The 13,250-nt window shown below is 37.6% G+C and carries 13 protein-coding genes; 9 read left to right on the top strand and 4 right to left on the bottom strand.

Going from position 1 to position 13,250, the window contains the following annotated elements; all coding sequences use genetic code 11:
- Positions 1–67: 67 nt before the first annotated feature.
- Positions 68–2,140: an alpha-ketoacid dehydrogenase subunit alpha/beta gene (locus U9K52_RS02110; RefSeq protein WP_322924973.1), complete on the top strand. Its 2,073-nt coding sequence runs from the start codon at positions 68–70 to the stop codon at positions 2,138–2,140.
- A 98-nt stretch (positions 2,141–2,238) separates the two neighbouring features.
- Positions 2,239–3,270 carry a bestrophin family protein gene (locus U9K52_RS02105; protein ID WP_322924971.1) on the top strand — a complete coding sequence of 344 codons (1,032 nt, stop codon included), beginning with the start codon at positions 2,239–2,241 and terminating at the stop codon, positions 3,268–3,270.
- A 155-nt stretch (positions 3,271–3,425) separates the two neighbouring features.
- Here U9K52_RS02105 and U9K52_RS02100 read toward each other — a convergent pair whose 3' ends face one another.
- Entirely contained in the window at positions 3,426–3,884 is a 459-nt protein-coding gene (locus U9K52_RS02100) for an Lrp/AsnC family transcriptional regulator (protein ID WP_312173963.1), read from the bottom strand.
- A gap of 156 nt (positions 3,885–4,040) precedes the next feature.
- Between U9K52_RS02100 and U9K52_RS02095 the strand changes: the two genes are divergently transcribed.
- Positions 4,041–5,267 carry an aminotransferase class I/II-fold pyridoxal phosphate-dependent enzyme gene (locus tag U9K52_RS02095; RefSeq protein ID WP_322924968.1) on the top strand — a complete coding sequence of 409 codons (1,227 nt, stop codon included), beginning with the start codon at positions 4,041–4,043 and terminating at the stop codon, positions 5,265–5,267.
- A 364-nt stretch (positions 5,268–5,631) separates the two neighbouring features.
- On the opposite strand, the gene U9K52_RS02090 is transcribed toward U9K52_RS02095, so the two are convergent.
- Positions 5,632–6,636 carry a glycosyltransferase gene (locus U9K52_RS02090; RefSeq protein ID WP_322924966.1) on the bottom strand — a complete coding sequence of 335 codons (1,005 nt, stop codon included), beginning with the start codon at positions 6,634–6,636 and terminating at the stop codon, positions 5,632–5,634.
- Positions 6,637–6,854: 218 nt separating this feature from the next.
- Here U9K52_RS02090 and U9K52_RS02085 point away from each other — a divergent pair, with 218 nt between their 5' ends.
- Together U9K52_RS02085 and U9K52_RS02080 are read left to right on the top strand one after the other, a co-directional pair.
- The gene (locus tag U9K52_RS02085) at positions 6,855–7,862 is read left to right on the top strand and encodes an SDR family NAD(P)-dependent oxidoreductase (protein ID WP_263603767.1); all 1,008 of its coding nucleotides are present in this window, start codon (positions 6,855–6,857) and stop codon (positions 7,860–7,862) included.
- A 37-nt stretch (positions 7,863–7,899) separates the two neighbouring features.
- Entirely contained in the window at positions 7,900–8,706 is an 807-nt protein-coding gene (locus tag U9K52_RS02080; protein ID WP_248391923.1) for a helix-turn-helix domain-containing protein, read from the top strand.
- Between the two features lie 98 nt (positions 8,707–8,804).
- Here the strand turns inward: U9K52_RS02080 and U9K52_RS02075 are convergent, their stop codons facing one another.
- The gene (locus U9K52_RS02075; protein WP_322924962.1) at positions 8,805–9,197 is read right to left on the bottom strand and encodes a hypothetical protein; all 393 of its coding nucleotides are present in this window, start codon (positions 9,195–9,197) and stop codon (positions 8,805–8,807) included.
- Positions 9,198–9,259: 62 nt separating this feature from the next.
- Positions 9,260–9,694: a cold shock domain-containing protein gene (locus U9K52_RS02070; protein WP_072886276.1), complete on the bottom strand. Its 435-nt coding sequence runs from the start codon at positions 9,692–9,694 to the stop codon at positions 9,260–9,262.
- 573 nt (positions 9,695–10,267) lie between these two features.
- Here U9K52_RS02070 and U9K52_RS02065 point away from each other — a divergent pair.
- From U9K52_RS02065 to U9K52_RS02050, 4 genes are all read left to right on the top strand, one after another.
- A complete protein-coding gene (locus U9K52_RS02065) occupies positions 10,268–10,552 on the top strand; it encodes a hypothetical protein (RefSeq protein ID WP_322924959.1) in 285 nt (94 codons plus the stop codon).
- 4 nt (positions 10,553–10,556) lie between these two features.
- Complete coding sequence (locus U9K52_RS02060) at positions 10,557–11,291, top strand: GLPGLI family protein (protein ID WP_322924957.1); 735 nt, start codon at positions 10,557–10,559, stop codon at positions 11,289–11,291.
- A 154-nt stretch (positions 11,292–11,445) separates the two neighbouring features.
- Positions 11,446–12,213 (top strand): GLPGLI family protein, encoded by a 768-nt coding sequence (locus U9K52_RS02055; protein WP_322924955.1) that lies wholly within the window; start codon positions 11,446–11,448, stop codon positions 12,211–12,213.
- 128 nt (positions 12,214–12,341) lie between these two features.
- Positions 12,342–13,121, top strand: a complete 780-nt coding sequence (locus U9K52_RS02050) for a hypothetical protein (protein ID WP_322924953.1) — start codon at positions 12,342–12,344, stop codon at positions 13,119–13,121.
- The last annotated feature ends 129 nt before the right edge of the window (positions 13,122–13,250 follow it).

Genomic DNA, 13,250 nt, shown 5'->3' with positions numbered 1-13,250 from the left:
TTTATTTAAAACGCTCAAAACACTAACACTTGTTAGTGTTTTGTTTTTTTGTTTATCTTTGCTTTCTATGGAAAATACACTTCACGAGAAAGTTTCACAGGAGATTCTGCTAAAAGCATATAATCATATGATGCTTGCCAAGGCAATGGCAGACATTTACGAAGAAAACAGAAATGTTACCAAATATGTTCATAGCACTTCAAGAGGTCACGAAGCGATTCAGCTGGCTACTGCTTATCAATTAAAAAAAGAAGACTGGGTATCCCCTTATTACAGAGATGAAAGTATTCTTTTAGGAATAGGTTTCGAACCCTATCAGCTGATGCTGCAATTGCTGGCTAAAGCCGAAGATCCTTTTTCAGGAGGAAGATCTTATTATTCCCATCCTTCTAGCAGGGACGAAAACAAGCCTAAAATCATTCATCAGAGCTCCGCAACCGGAATGCAGACCATTCCTACAGCAGGAGTGGCACAAGGTATAAAATATATTCAGGACTTTAATCTGCAGCAGTTTGAAAACAACCCTGTTGTTGTATGCAGCCTCGGAGACAACTCCGTTACGGAAGGCGAAGTGAGTGAAGCGCTTCAATTTTCAGCATTACATCAGCTTCCGATTATTTTCCTGGTACAGGATAACGAATGGGGAATTTCTGTAACCAAAGATGAAGCAAGAACCTGTGACGCTTACGATTTTGTAGCAGGTTTCACAGGCCTTAGCAGAATGAGAGTGGATGGTACCGATTTCATTGAAAGTTTTGAAGTCATGAAAAAAGCGGTTGATTTTGTGCGTAATGAGAGAAAACCTTTGGTTGTCTGTGCAAAAACTGTCCTTATCGGCCATCATACTTCCGGAGTACGAAGAGAATTTTACAGAGATGAAGAAGATCTGGCAAAACACAGAGCTAAAGATCCGGGAGAAATCCTTAGAAACCAGTTGCTGGATTCGGGTGTTGATGAAGAATTATTAAAACAAATTACCAAAAAAGCCCGTCTTGAAGCCGAAGAAGCCTTCGACAGAGCAAAAAATGCCGAGGATCCGAAACCTGAAACGGTAATGCAGCATGTGTTCGCACCGACTCCGATTACGGAAGAAACAGGAACACGTGAGCCTGCAGGTGGTGAAAAGATTGTAATGGTAGATGCTGCCATACATGCTATTCAGGAATTGATGTGGAAACATCCGGAAGCTTTGCTATACGGACAAGATGTTGGAGAAAGAATCGGTGGTGTCTTCCGTGAGACGGTAACATTAGGAAAAAAATTCGGCAGTAAAAGGGTTTTTAATACTGCTATCCAGGAAGCTTATATCATTGGTTCCACTACCGGAATGAGTGCGGTTGGCCTGAAACCGATCGTTGAAGTTCAGTTTGCCGATTATATCTATCCGGGAATCAACCAATTGATCACGGAAATCTCAAAATCGAACTATCTGAGCCAGGGAAAATTCCCGGTCAGCAATATCATCCGTGTACCGATCGGCGCTTATGGCGGCGGCGGACCATACCACAGCGGAAGCGTAGAAAGTATTCTTGCCAACATTAAAGGAATAAAAATCGCTTATCCAAGCAATGCGGCAGATTTTAAAGGTTTACTGAAAGCGGCCTATTACGATCCGAATCCGGTAATTATGTTGGAACATAAAGGTCTTTACTGGAGTAAAGTTCCTGGAACGGAAGATGCAAAAACAATAGAGCCGGCGGAAGATTATATTTTACCTTTTGGTAAAGGAAAAGTAATTATTGAAGCCGCTAAAGATGAAACGGAAAAAGGCAGAACTTTACTGGTTGTTACTTACGGAATGGGGGTTTACTGGGCTAAAGAAGCAGCGAAAAATTTCGGCGGAAAAGTGGAAGTTATCGATTTAAGAACATTGATTCCTCTTGATGAAGAATTGATTTTTGAAAGAGTAAAAGTGCACGGAAAATGTATCGTTTTAACGGAAGAGCAGCTTAACAACTCTTTTGCGGAAGCTTTTGCACACAGAATTTCCAAAAACTGTTTCAGGTATCTTGATGCTCCGGTAGAAACGATGGGATCGCTTGACGTTCCGGCAGTTCCTATTAACCTTGTGCTGGAAAAAGAAATGTTGCCAAACGCTGAAAAGCTGAGCGCCAAAATTGAAGAAATGCTGAAATATTAATTTACAATAAAAATAAAATTGAGCCTCTAAAAATTTTTAGGGGCTTTTTTGTATGCTTTTTGTTACTTTTAATAATCTTTAAAAAAAGCATATCGTTTATGATCACTACAAAATATGTCAATTACAGGCAGGTTCTCAATTTATCGGGATTTCATCTTATTATGATTTCCATTTGGTGTACTTTGATTGCCATTCTTTTTCATTTTTTCAATTGGCATTGGATGATCATTCCCTGGGTTCCGGTAGCATTGATCGGTACGGCAGAAGCTTTTCTGGTTGGTTTTAAAAACAATCAGGCCTACGACAGATTGTGGGAAGCCAGGAAAATATGGGGCGGAATTGTAAATTCGAGCCGTATGCTTGGCTCCATGGTCTCTGCATTTGACACGGGAAACGATGAAATCGGAAAGTTCGATCTTAAAGACCGACGGAAAAAAATAGTGTACCGACACATTGCGTGGCTCTATCAATTGCGCGAACAGCTTTTGATTCCTACAGAATGGGAACATATTAAAGTGGAAGAAGACCAGCTAAAAAGTGTAGATCAGAAACGTAATCGTTTAATTAAAGCAGGTTTTCCAGATTATGGAAGAACTCCGATATTCCTTAATAAATATCTATCCGAAGATGAGGCAGCAATTCAGTCTGACTACAAGAATTTTGCAACCCATCTTATCGCACAACAATCGAAAGATATTAACGAATTAAAGAATATGGGTGCCATTTCAGGATTTAATCACATGCAGCTTCAGGACTGCCTGAACGAATTTTATACGTTACAGGGACAGGCTGAGAGAATCAAGAAATTCCCGTTGCCAAGACAGTTTGCCAGCACCGCTTTTGTATTTAACGTTATTTTCATCATGCTGCTTCCGCTAGGTCTGGTAAGCGAATTTGCCAAACTGGGAGACTGGGGCGTCTGGGCCTCAATTCCTTTTTGCATTACAATTGGATGGATTTACATCATTATGGAACTGGTAGGTGATTATTCTGAAAATCCTTTTGAAGGATTGATGTTTGACATTCCGATGCTGTCCATCTGCAGGACGATAGAAATCGACCTGCTGCAAATGACAGGTGATACCGAACTTCCTGATCCGATTGCTTCTAAAAATGGTGTTCTGGTATAATCTAAAACTATTATTGAAGTAACAAACTGCGGCCTAGCCCCGATTGCAGCTTTGTCTGAGCTCATTTTTTTGGTATTGGCGCGGCGGCTTCGCCGCCGCGCCAATACCAAAAAAATAGCGAGTGCGGAAAGCGGGAATAGCTTCAAATATTATATTCACAGAACAATCGCCGTTGTATTTTTCACTTCAGAGATCATAAAAGAGCTGTGGGTGCTTGCAATATGCTGTAATGTGGTAAGTTTGGAAAGCATGAAATTCCGGTAATCTTCCATATCCTTTACTGCGATTTTCAGAATATAATCATAGTCTCCGCTTACGTGGAAACATTCTGTAACTTCATCCAGGTTCATGATTTCCCTTTCAAACTGCAATACATATTCCTTTTTATGCTGGGTTAATTTTACATGGCACAAAACAATAAAATCGCGGTCGATTTTATGGCGGTTGAGAATAGCGACATATTTGGAAATAACTCCTGTATTTTCCAGTTTCCTGATGCGTTCATAAACAGCGGTTACAGACAACCCCAGCTTGTAGGACAGCTCTTTGGTGGTCTGCTTTGAATCTTCCTGTAAATAAAGGAGCAATTTTTTATCCGTATTATCCAGTGCCATAGATATTTTTTTGTTAAAAATTTACATTTATCAAATATAATAAACTTTATTTCTATCAGATTGATATTTAATAGATTTATATACTGTAAAATCAATTTTACCTTGTAAAAAAGAAGGAATACTTTCATTTTAGCATCGGAAAAAAATTAAATAGTTATGAAAGATTTTAACGCGGCAAATGAAATTCAGGATTTACAGTATTTCGGTGAATTTGGCGGGGTAAACCCATCCATTTCAGACAGTTCTACCTATACCTTCCTCTCCGCAAAAACAATGTTTGATACATTTGAGGGAAATGCGGAAGGCTGTTATCTGTATTCAAGGCATTCTTCTCCTATGAATCTGTATCTTTCCCAGGCCCTTGCCAAAATGGAAAATACGGAAGCAGCCAATGTTACCGCTTCAGGTATGGGCGCCATTACTTCGGTTTTATTACAGGTATGTAAAAGCGGAGACCATATTATTTCCAGCAGAACAATTTACGGAGGAACCTATGCTTTCATGAAAAATTTTCTTCCGCCATTTAATATTGAAACCACATTCTTAGACATCAATAATTTTGATTCTATTGAAAAAGCTATAAAGCCGAACACAAAGATTATATACTGTGAAAGTGTAAGCAATCCCCTCCTTGAGGTTGCTGACCTGAGAAAATTATCGGAAATCTGTAAAAAGCACAGCCTGAAACTTATTGTTGATAACACCTTCTCACCACTTTCCATCTCCCCTTCATTACTGGGAGCGGATATTGTGATTCATTCTCTTACGAAATTCATTAACGGAAGCAGCGATACGGTGGGCGGTGTATACTGTGGAACCCAGGAATTCATTAACGACACCAAAAATGTGAATGCCGGAGCATGCATGTTGTTGGGACCTACCATGGACAGCCTGCGTTCTGCAAGTATTCTGAAAAACCTCAGAACCCTTCACATCAGGATGAAACAGCACAGCCACAATGCCAAGTATCTTGCTAAAAGATTTGAAAATGACGGATTGAAAGTTTCATATCCCGGATTGAAATCCCACAAAAACCATGAATTAATGAAAAGCATGATGCATGAAGAATATGGTTTTGGAGGGCTGCTGACAGTAGATGCAGGAACTACCGAAAAAGCCAACGAACTGATGGAAATGATGCAGCATGAAAACCTGGGATATCTTGCGGTAAGCCTTGGATTTTATAAAACTTTATTCTCATGTTCGGGAAGCTCAACTTCTTCTGAAATTCCGGAGGAAGAACGTGCCGAAATGGGAATCTCAGATGGCCTGATCCGTTTTTCCATCGGTCTCGATCATGATATCGAAAGAACTTACGAAAAGATGCGGGAATGCATGCTCAAAACAGGCGTTCTCAACCATGAAACCATATTTACATCTTAATTTCCTTTCAAAAAGCTGTTGTTCACTCAACAGCTTTTATTTTTTAATAAAGTTTAATGCTTTACTGTTATCTTAAAAGCACCCAGACATAGTTTTTGAAATGCATTGCTGAGATACCTTCTAAGATGAGAAACTTAATGCATTAAATGAAAATTAGACCATATATCTGCAAAATCTGTGGAATCTGCGGGAGAAAAATCAAGAGTTTGAAAATATTAAACAACAAAAGACGGATGATTAAGGTTGAAAGACAAAGCCTACAAAATTTTAAAATTTACATATTTTAAAGTAAAGCATTTTAATATAAAAATTGTTGCTGAGATTCTCCCGAATGACAATGTGTACGTTTATAAAATAATTTAAATTAATTTTTATGAAAATGTTTCGGGAACGCTTCCTCCGGCTTCATCCTGAAAACATTTAACAATATCCATGATTTTAAAAATCCGTAACCATAAGAAAACATCTGAATATAAGTGGATATTACCGCCATTCCGGCAATACTGATATTTTTGGTGACAAATAATGCATGAAAGAGAACCATAAAAGTATACAGACCGTAAAAGGCAAGGATAATTCCTTTTCCCATAATAAAATATTCCAGGAAGCCCATAATGTAACCCAATAGAAACAAAGTAGGAAAAGCAAATGATATTTTCACATAATTCGGGTGCCGCTGATTCAGGATGGGCCTTGCGCAACCGAACTGATACACCTGCTTTGAGAATTTCCCGAAGTCTACCCTTCTCTTGTGATAAACAGCAATATTATCGAAAAAAGCAGTGGTATATCCGATTTCCCAAAGTGTCATGGAAAGATCCGGATCCTCTCCTATCCGCATTTCAGAGAAACCGCCTACTTTTTCAAAAACTTCTTTTTTTACTCCCATATTAAAGCTTCTCGGCTGGAACTTCGATACCGCTTTTTTATTTCCTCTGATTCCGCCGGTGGTAAAAACGGAAGTCATGGAATAGGAAATCGCTTTCTGCATCAGGTTAAAACCTTTATGCGCCTTATCTGCCCCGCCGAAAGCATCACACGGAATTTCAACAATATCCTTTTTGATATTTTCAATATAATCTTTTTCTACAATAACGTCACTGTCTACAAAAACCAGCCATTCATTGGCAGCTCTCCTCGCCCCGTAATTTCTCGAAAGTCCCGGGCCGGAATTATCTTTCCTGAAGTATTTTATTGCCAAAAAGCTTTCAAAATTTTGAATCACAGGACGGAGATCCACCAATGAGCCATCATCCACAATGATTATTTCAAAGTCTTTATCGGTTTGGGAAGTGAGGGAAGTGAGGAGCTCAAAAAGCTCATCTTTACGGTTAAAAATAGCAACAACTATGGAAATGGTAGGACTCAAATCTGAAAATTTTTCAAAATTACTTATTCATGAAGGAATGCGCAACGCATTTATGATAATTTATAACTCGAAAACAGGATTTAACAGAATTAGATCAGGATATTAGAAGACACTTTTCTGATACTGTGAAATTTTAAACAAAATAAATTGGCATTTTAAACAAAACGAAAAAAAACTGTCTAATCTACCTTTGCCTCAATTAATAAAAATATTTAAAAATGAGACTTAGTAAATCACAACGTCCTATCAATTCGGGATTTAATGCACAATCAACAGCAGAAGAAGTAATCAGCGGAATTAATTTATCCGGAAAAACGGCAATTGTAACGGGAGGTTATGCCGGAATCGGACTTGAAACAGTAAAAACACTCACAGAAGCCGGAGCCTACGTCATTGTACCCGCGAGAGATCTTGAAAAAGCAGGAAAAAATCTTTCAGGCTTAAACAATATCGAAATTGAAAAACTGGACTTAATGGATCCGCAGTCTATCAGTAATTTTGCAGACCGGTTTTTAAGTTCCGGCAGAAAACTGGATCTGCTGATCAATAACGCCGGCATTATGTGGGTTCCTTTGAGAAGGGACAGCCGAGGAATCGAATCGCAACTGGCAACAAATTACCTGGGGCAGTTCCATCTTACTGCAGCATTATGGGAAAGCCTGAAAAATACAGACGGAGCAAGAGTAATCAATGTTTCATCTTACGGGCACCAGATGTCGCCATTTGACTTTAATGATCCCAATTTCGAGCACAGGACCTATGAAACACTGCTGGGTTACGGGCAATCGAAAACAGCCAGCAATCTTTTTGCAGTGGCTCTTGATGAAAGAGCAAAAAAATTCAATGTCCGTGCCTATGCTGTACATCCCGGTTCAGTATACGGCACAGATCTGGGAAGAGAAGAGCCCATCGATCTGTATATCCAGATGGGAACTCATGATGCAGACGGGAAAATAAAACCTGAAGTTCAGGCTCAATTAAAAACCATTCCGCAAGGAGCTGCCACAACAATTTGGTGTGCTACAAGTCCGGAACTTAAAGATATCGGTGGCGTGTATTGTGAAAACTGTGACATCGCTGAAATTGATCGCGGACAAATTGAACACAGATATGGCGACCCATCAACAATCAGGGGAGTTCAACCCTACTCCATAGATTTGAATTTGGCAGAAAAGCTCTGGATCCTCAGCGAAGAGATGACCGGTATAAAATTCGAAGCGGAATAATTCTTTTAATTAAATTTACCCAGGAAAATGTTTACCTATGGATTTTCAAATTAAATACATCACTCCGGATATCAAGCTTTCAACGTATGACGACAAACTCTTCAAAACAGAAACGGTTTTTGAATTTCACATGCTGGTCTGGTTTATCTCAGGGGAAACAAAAATCATTCAGGCAGACAAATCGTATCTTTTCAAAGCCGGTGACATTTTCCTGATTCCCAGAAATCATCTGGCCACCATCATCAATTATCCAAAAAACGGACTTCCGCACAAAGCGGTAGTCATGCACCTCACCACAGAACGGCTGAAGGATTTCTATTCTAATATTGAAACGCCGAAAAAAGATTCATCTGAAAAAACGACCATTCGTAGTTTTGAAAAACATCCTTTATTGGAAAGCTGTCTCGCATCACTCATTCCCTATTTCGACCTTACGGAATCTTTTCCCGAAAATATTGCAGCATTAAAAATTACGGAAGCCATAAGTATTTTAAGGGCAATCGATAAAACTATTGATTCCATTCTCGGTAATTTTGAAGAACCCGGAAAAATCGATCTGGTGGACTTTATGGAAAAAAATTACATGTTCAATATGCCGCTGGAGAGATTCGGGTATTTAACAGGAAGAAGCCTGTCTACCTTTAACAGGGATTTCAGAAAGGTTTTTCAGGTAACACCGCAACGGTGGCTTACCCAGAAACGGCTGGAACTTGCATTTTATCATCTTTCTGAAAAAAGTAAAAAACCGTCGGATGTTTTTATGGAAGTTGGCTTTGAAGATCTTTCGCATTTCTCTTATGCCTTTAAAAAACAATACGGTTTTGCTCCGTCACTGGTAAGATAATATTAATAGTACCGTCTCAAAAGTCAACTATTTATTTTTGTCATTCTGAGAGCAGCGAAGAATCTCTAAGCCAATAATTAAGATTCCCAATTAAACAATCAGAATATTCCTGATTTAAAATAAATCCACAGAAATACAGATACACACAGTATAGCTACCGAAAGACTGAAAAACAGCCACTGAAAAACACTTTTAAAATAATACTTCCCAAAAAGATACAGCACAAAGAAAATAACCACCGAAACAGCAAAGCCTAAAACCGAAGCTATAGCAACGGACTGGATATAATTTCCTGAAACAGTAGGATTTCTAAAAACAAAAAAGAAAAGAACAGCTGAAATAAGATACAATACTGCGCTTATCTTTTCAAAGACATATTTTCTTTTCTTCTTATCAGGCAGATCATAATGAATTGGGTCTGAAGAACCACCATTAAACAGGTTAAGCGCATTACCACACAGGTCTAAAAAATCAAAAAAGTCGAAATTCATAGGTTGAATTTCGACAAATTTAAAAATTTATTCGGTACACCGGAAAAAGCTTCCGGGTAATTTTATTTCACCAGCTGAATTTCCGCTGCGGAAAATCCTTTCGGTGATTTTTCTTTCTCGTAAGAAACTTTGTTTCCTTTTTTCACAGGTTCTGCACAGTTGTTACTGTGGAAGAAAATATTTTCCTTCGTTTTGTCTTCCGTGATAAAACCATATCCTTTTTCGCTTAAAAAAGTAACGATTCCTGTTTTTCTGAGTTCCTCCGCCTCAATAGGAGCTGCACCCAACTGGATGTCATCAATGTTGATCTCAGCTTTTTCCCCCTGATCCGGTGGAGTTGAAGTCAATTGACCGTTTGCGTCTACATACATAAACATCTCGTCAAGACTTTTACCTTTGTTGTTGCTCGATTTACGCTCTTCACGTTTAAGAGCTTTTTCCTTTTGTTTTTGAACTTTCTTTTTGAAATTTTCTTTTTTAGAAAAAGAATCCGCCATATATTATTATAAAATTTAGTTGTTACATGAATACATTTTTCCGTTGCAGGAAAAGAAATAAAAAGTTTGAATAAGATCTCTGATTATGCCTTAAATAAGCGCTTAAAATGAAATAGTATTAAAATCTGTCAGCTGTAAAAGCAAAAAAAACCGATTGAAAATAGAAATCTAAACTGTTACAGAGAAAGGTTGTTTCCTTTTATTATCATACAAAGATACGAAAAAACATCCAAACTTCCTATTAATGAATTGGATCTCAATTTGTTTTTGGCCTAAAACCTTGTTTACAGTGTGTATAAACAAGTATTGATTCTTCAAATAAGATTTGAAAACAGAGTTGGGGGACATATATGTGTTGTTAAACTTTATTTCAACATTAAGTATATTGAAACAATGAAAATTCAGCCGTAAACATCTTGCACTTTGCCATTCCGAGGAACAAAGAATTTTTACAATGCTATGGTTTACTTCTATATCAAAAACACAGCAAAACTGCGACTTAACATAAAAAAATAATTCATCCATGATATGAATTATTTTTTATTTTAGCGATGAATTTAAAAAACATTCACAATGAAAAAAATTATTTTAATTGCAGCTTTAGGAGTTGCAGGCTTAGTAAGCGCAAAAGGAGTAGTTGAATCAAAAACAGTCAAGGGTAAAAGAGCAACAGTAGCTTTTCAATTATGTGGCGTTACTGTTACTTTTTACAACAGCATGGGTCAAATTACTGGACAGCAGATGTACACATCCGATCAGCCAAACTTAACTTCCTGTATGGCTTATCAGTCTGGTGTAATAGCTAATTTAAGAGCACAGGGTTACAGAGTACAACAGATGAATAATAGTGCAAATTAATAAAATGATTAAGTCTCTTTCTATTTTTTTTATCTCAATTTGCGGAATATTATATTCTCAAATTAATAGAGTTCATATAAAATATTTAAACGTTCGTTCACCTATTGCAAATGTGTATGAAGATCTTTATACTGACGGATTGAATGTCATATCAAAGCAAGACGGAAATATTATGTTCAACGATGGTGAAAAAAGCAAAATTAAAAAAGACTTTTATTTTATTTCCAAATTAAATTCTCTTGAACAAAATAGGGATTTTTTCTATACGCAATACCTGGAAAATGTTGGAGACTTTTTCATTCATGATAAAGTTCCTGTAATAGCATGGTCAATAGATAAAAAGAGTACTAAAAAGATTCTTGGATATGAATGCATTAAGGCCACTACCACTTTCAGAGGTTCACCAATGACAGCCTATTTTACAAAAGAAATTCCATTTTCAATAGGTCCGTTTAAATTTTATGGTCTTCCGGGAGCAATTCTTGATATTAGAGTAGATGGAAAAAATTATGATTTATGGAAGGCTATTAAAATTGACATAAATGACAGTACTCCAATAGACTTTAATCCAAAATTTGATGATTTTACTAAAATACAAGTAAAAGATTACATTCAAATAAAGGATGAAAAGGCTACCAGTTTTATGAATAATGCTCAGGTAGCTGGAAGTACCGGCAAAGTTATGAATATAAGGTTTGATGTTGAGAAAAGCTTTGAATGGGAAGAAGCAGTCAAATAATTATAATTCACAATGGTTATAATTAGTTTATAGCACCTGCTTTTGCAGGTGCTTATTTTTGGAGACAAATAGCTAATAAATTAGTCCAAGGAATCTTTGTATCATTTAAATTATATCTTATATTAATAATCCTATAAAATCTGAATCCATCTTTATGAAAAACACAATTCTACTAATAGTACTCCTCGCTTCTTCATTTGTCTTTTCTCAGCAAATTCATGTACGCTATCTTAAAGTATTATCTTCATTCACAACAACGCATGAGGATTTGTATATAAAGGACAATCAGGTATTATCAATCCAGGATTCTGTTATTGTTCAAAATAAGCTGACCGGAGACTGGACAATGGCAGTCAATCTGGATAATGGAAGAAAACCGTCAAAAGAATATTTCGTTTCCGACTTAAATAATGATACCGAAAAACACTTCTTTTTTACTTCTTCCATTGATGGGAGAGGTTTTTTTATTTATGATAAGGTTCCTAAAATAAACTGGGCTGTTGATGAAAAGCAAACGAAGAAAATAGCCAGTTACACCTGTTATAAGGCGACAGGAGTATTCAGAGGAACAAATGTTACGGCATATTTTACCAAAAAACTTCCTTATTCCGCAGGCCCTTTTAAATTTTATGGATTGCCGGGGTTAATATTAGAAATAAGACCCGACAATATGGATCACGAAATCTGGAAAGCAGAATCAGTTGATACAGACGATCAGAATAAAATTGTTTATAAACCGCAGTTCCTGAATAAAGATAAAATCAGCTTAAAGGATTATGTGGCAGCTAAGGAAGAAAGGATGAATAAAATTTTCGCAAAAGCCACCAACAGCATTCCTTCCGGCATGGGAGCTCATGTGAAAAACAATCAAAGATTCACGGTGGAGCAAAAATATGAATGGGAGGACAATGAAGCTAATTAACAGTTGGCATAAGCACGCCGTTTATATAACTTAACATAAAATAATAACACCCAAATACTTTCCTCCAAAATTTCTTCCCTTTAAAATAAATTTTATATTTGTTCCACTAACTTAAAACACAAATGCATATGGAAACAAATCCCGAATTGCAGGGCAATCCTGAACCCGAGAAAAACAATCCAAAAACCGCGAGCGAAGTCGGCCATGCCCGAAATGTCGCCAACCTCCAAAAGCTCATCCAGCAGGTTTGCGTGTACGGTTTGTACAATCCGCCGGTTCCGGAGCTTACCGTAGCCAGCCTTCAGGCACTGTACAATACGGCAACAGCCAAAATAAGCGAAGTGGAAGATAAGCGGAATGCCAACAAAAATGCCATCGCCTTACGTCAGGAAGCTTTTGAGAACCTGAAAGCAACCTGTACCCGCATTGTGAACCGACTGGAAATCCTCGGATTACCACAAGGGACCATAGACCAGGCAAAATCATTGAACCGTTCTATCCAGGGAACCACAAAGAAATCTGTCAAAACAACCGAAACAGGAAAGGAAGCCCCAAAAACTATTTCTTCCTCCAGGCAGTCTTTCACCCAAAAGGCCGATAATTTCGGGGTCCTATTGCAGCTCTTAACAACCATTTCGGCGTATGCCCCCCAGGAAGATGAATTAAAATTAACCAGCCTCAACACTTATAAAAGCGAGCTGGTAAGCGCAACACAGGCAGTAGACCAAACCGAGGCGGAGCTGAATCTTAAACTGATAGAAAGAGATAAAATATTGTATACGGAAGGAACCGGCCTCTACTCCATTGCCCTGAACGTTAAAAAATATATGAAGAGCCTTTACGGTGCCACTTCCCCGGAATATCTGACGGTTTCAGGTATTAAATTTACTGTCGTTTCGAATCAGTAAAAGCCAGTAAACCAAAAATTCATTCTACAACAATCTATAATTTGATTTAAATCATCCTGATCGAATATTCGGTCAGGATATTTTTATATTCTGCCGCCTGCAAATTATATTTTTGCGCCTGCAAACCAT

Origin of the sequence: Chryseobacterium sp. MHB01, assembly GCF_034651565.1 — a bacterium.
Classification (GTDB): Bacteria; Bacteroidota; Bacteroidia; order Flavobacteriales; family Weeksellaceae; genus Chryseobacterium; species Chryseobacterium nepalense.
The sequence above is the reverse complement of the archived record's forward strand: the minus strand, read 5'-3'. Positions and strand labels throughout refer to the sequence as shown.

Coding starts and splice junctions, on each gene's coding strand:
- U9K52_RS02095 (WP_322924968.1), top strand. CDS start 4,041: ATGAAAGATTTTAACGCGGCAAATGAAATTCAGGATTTACAGTATTTC.
- U9K52_RS02080 (WP_248391923.1), top strand. CDS start 7,900: ATGGATTTTCAAATTAAATACATCACTCCGGATATCAAGCTTTCAACG.
- U9K52_RS02070 (WP_072886276.1), bottom strand. CDS start 9,694: ATGGCGGATTCTTTTTCTAAAAAAGAAAATTTCAAAAAGAAAGTTCAA.
- U9K52_RS02110 (WP_322924973.1), top strand. CDS start 68: ATGGAAAATACACTTCACGAGAAAGTTTCACAGGAGATTCTGCTAAAA.
- U9K52_RS02065 (WP_322924959.1), top strand. CDS start 10,268: ATGAAAAAAATTATTTTAATTGCAGCTTTAGGAGTTGCAGGCTTAGTA.
- U9K52_RS02100 (WP_312173963.1), bottom strand. CDS start 3,884: ATGGCACTGGATAATACGGATAAAAAATTGCTCCTTTATTTACAGGAA.
- U9K52_RS02085 (WP_263603767.1), top strand. CDS start 6,855: ATGAGACTTAGTAAATCACAACGTCCTATCAATTCGGGATTTAATGCA.
- U9K52_RS02075 (WP_322924962.1), bottom strand. CDS start 9,197: ATGAATTTCGACTTTTTTGATTTTTTAGACCTGTGTGGTAATGCGCTT.
- U9K52_RS02050 (WP_322924953.1), top strand. CDS start 12,342: ATGGAAACAAATCCCGAATTGCAGGGCAATCCTGAACCCGAGAAAAAC.
- U9K52_RS02055 (WP_322924955.1), top strand. CDS start 11,446: ATGAAAAACACAATTCTACTAATAGTACTCCTCGCTTCTTCATTTGTC.
- U9K52_RS02105 (WP_322924971.1), top strand. CDS start 2,239: ATGATCACTACAAAATATGTCAATTACAGGCAGGTTCTCAATTTATCG.
- U9K52_RS02060 (WP_322924957.1), top strand. CDS start 10,557: ATGATTAAGTCTCTTTCTATTTTTTTTATCTCAATTTGCGGAATATTA.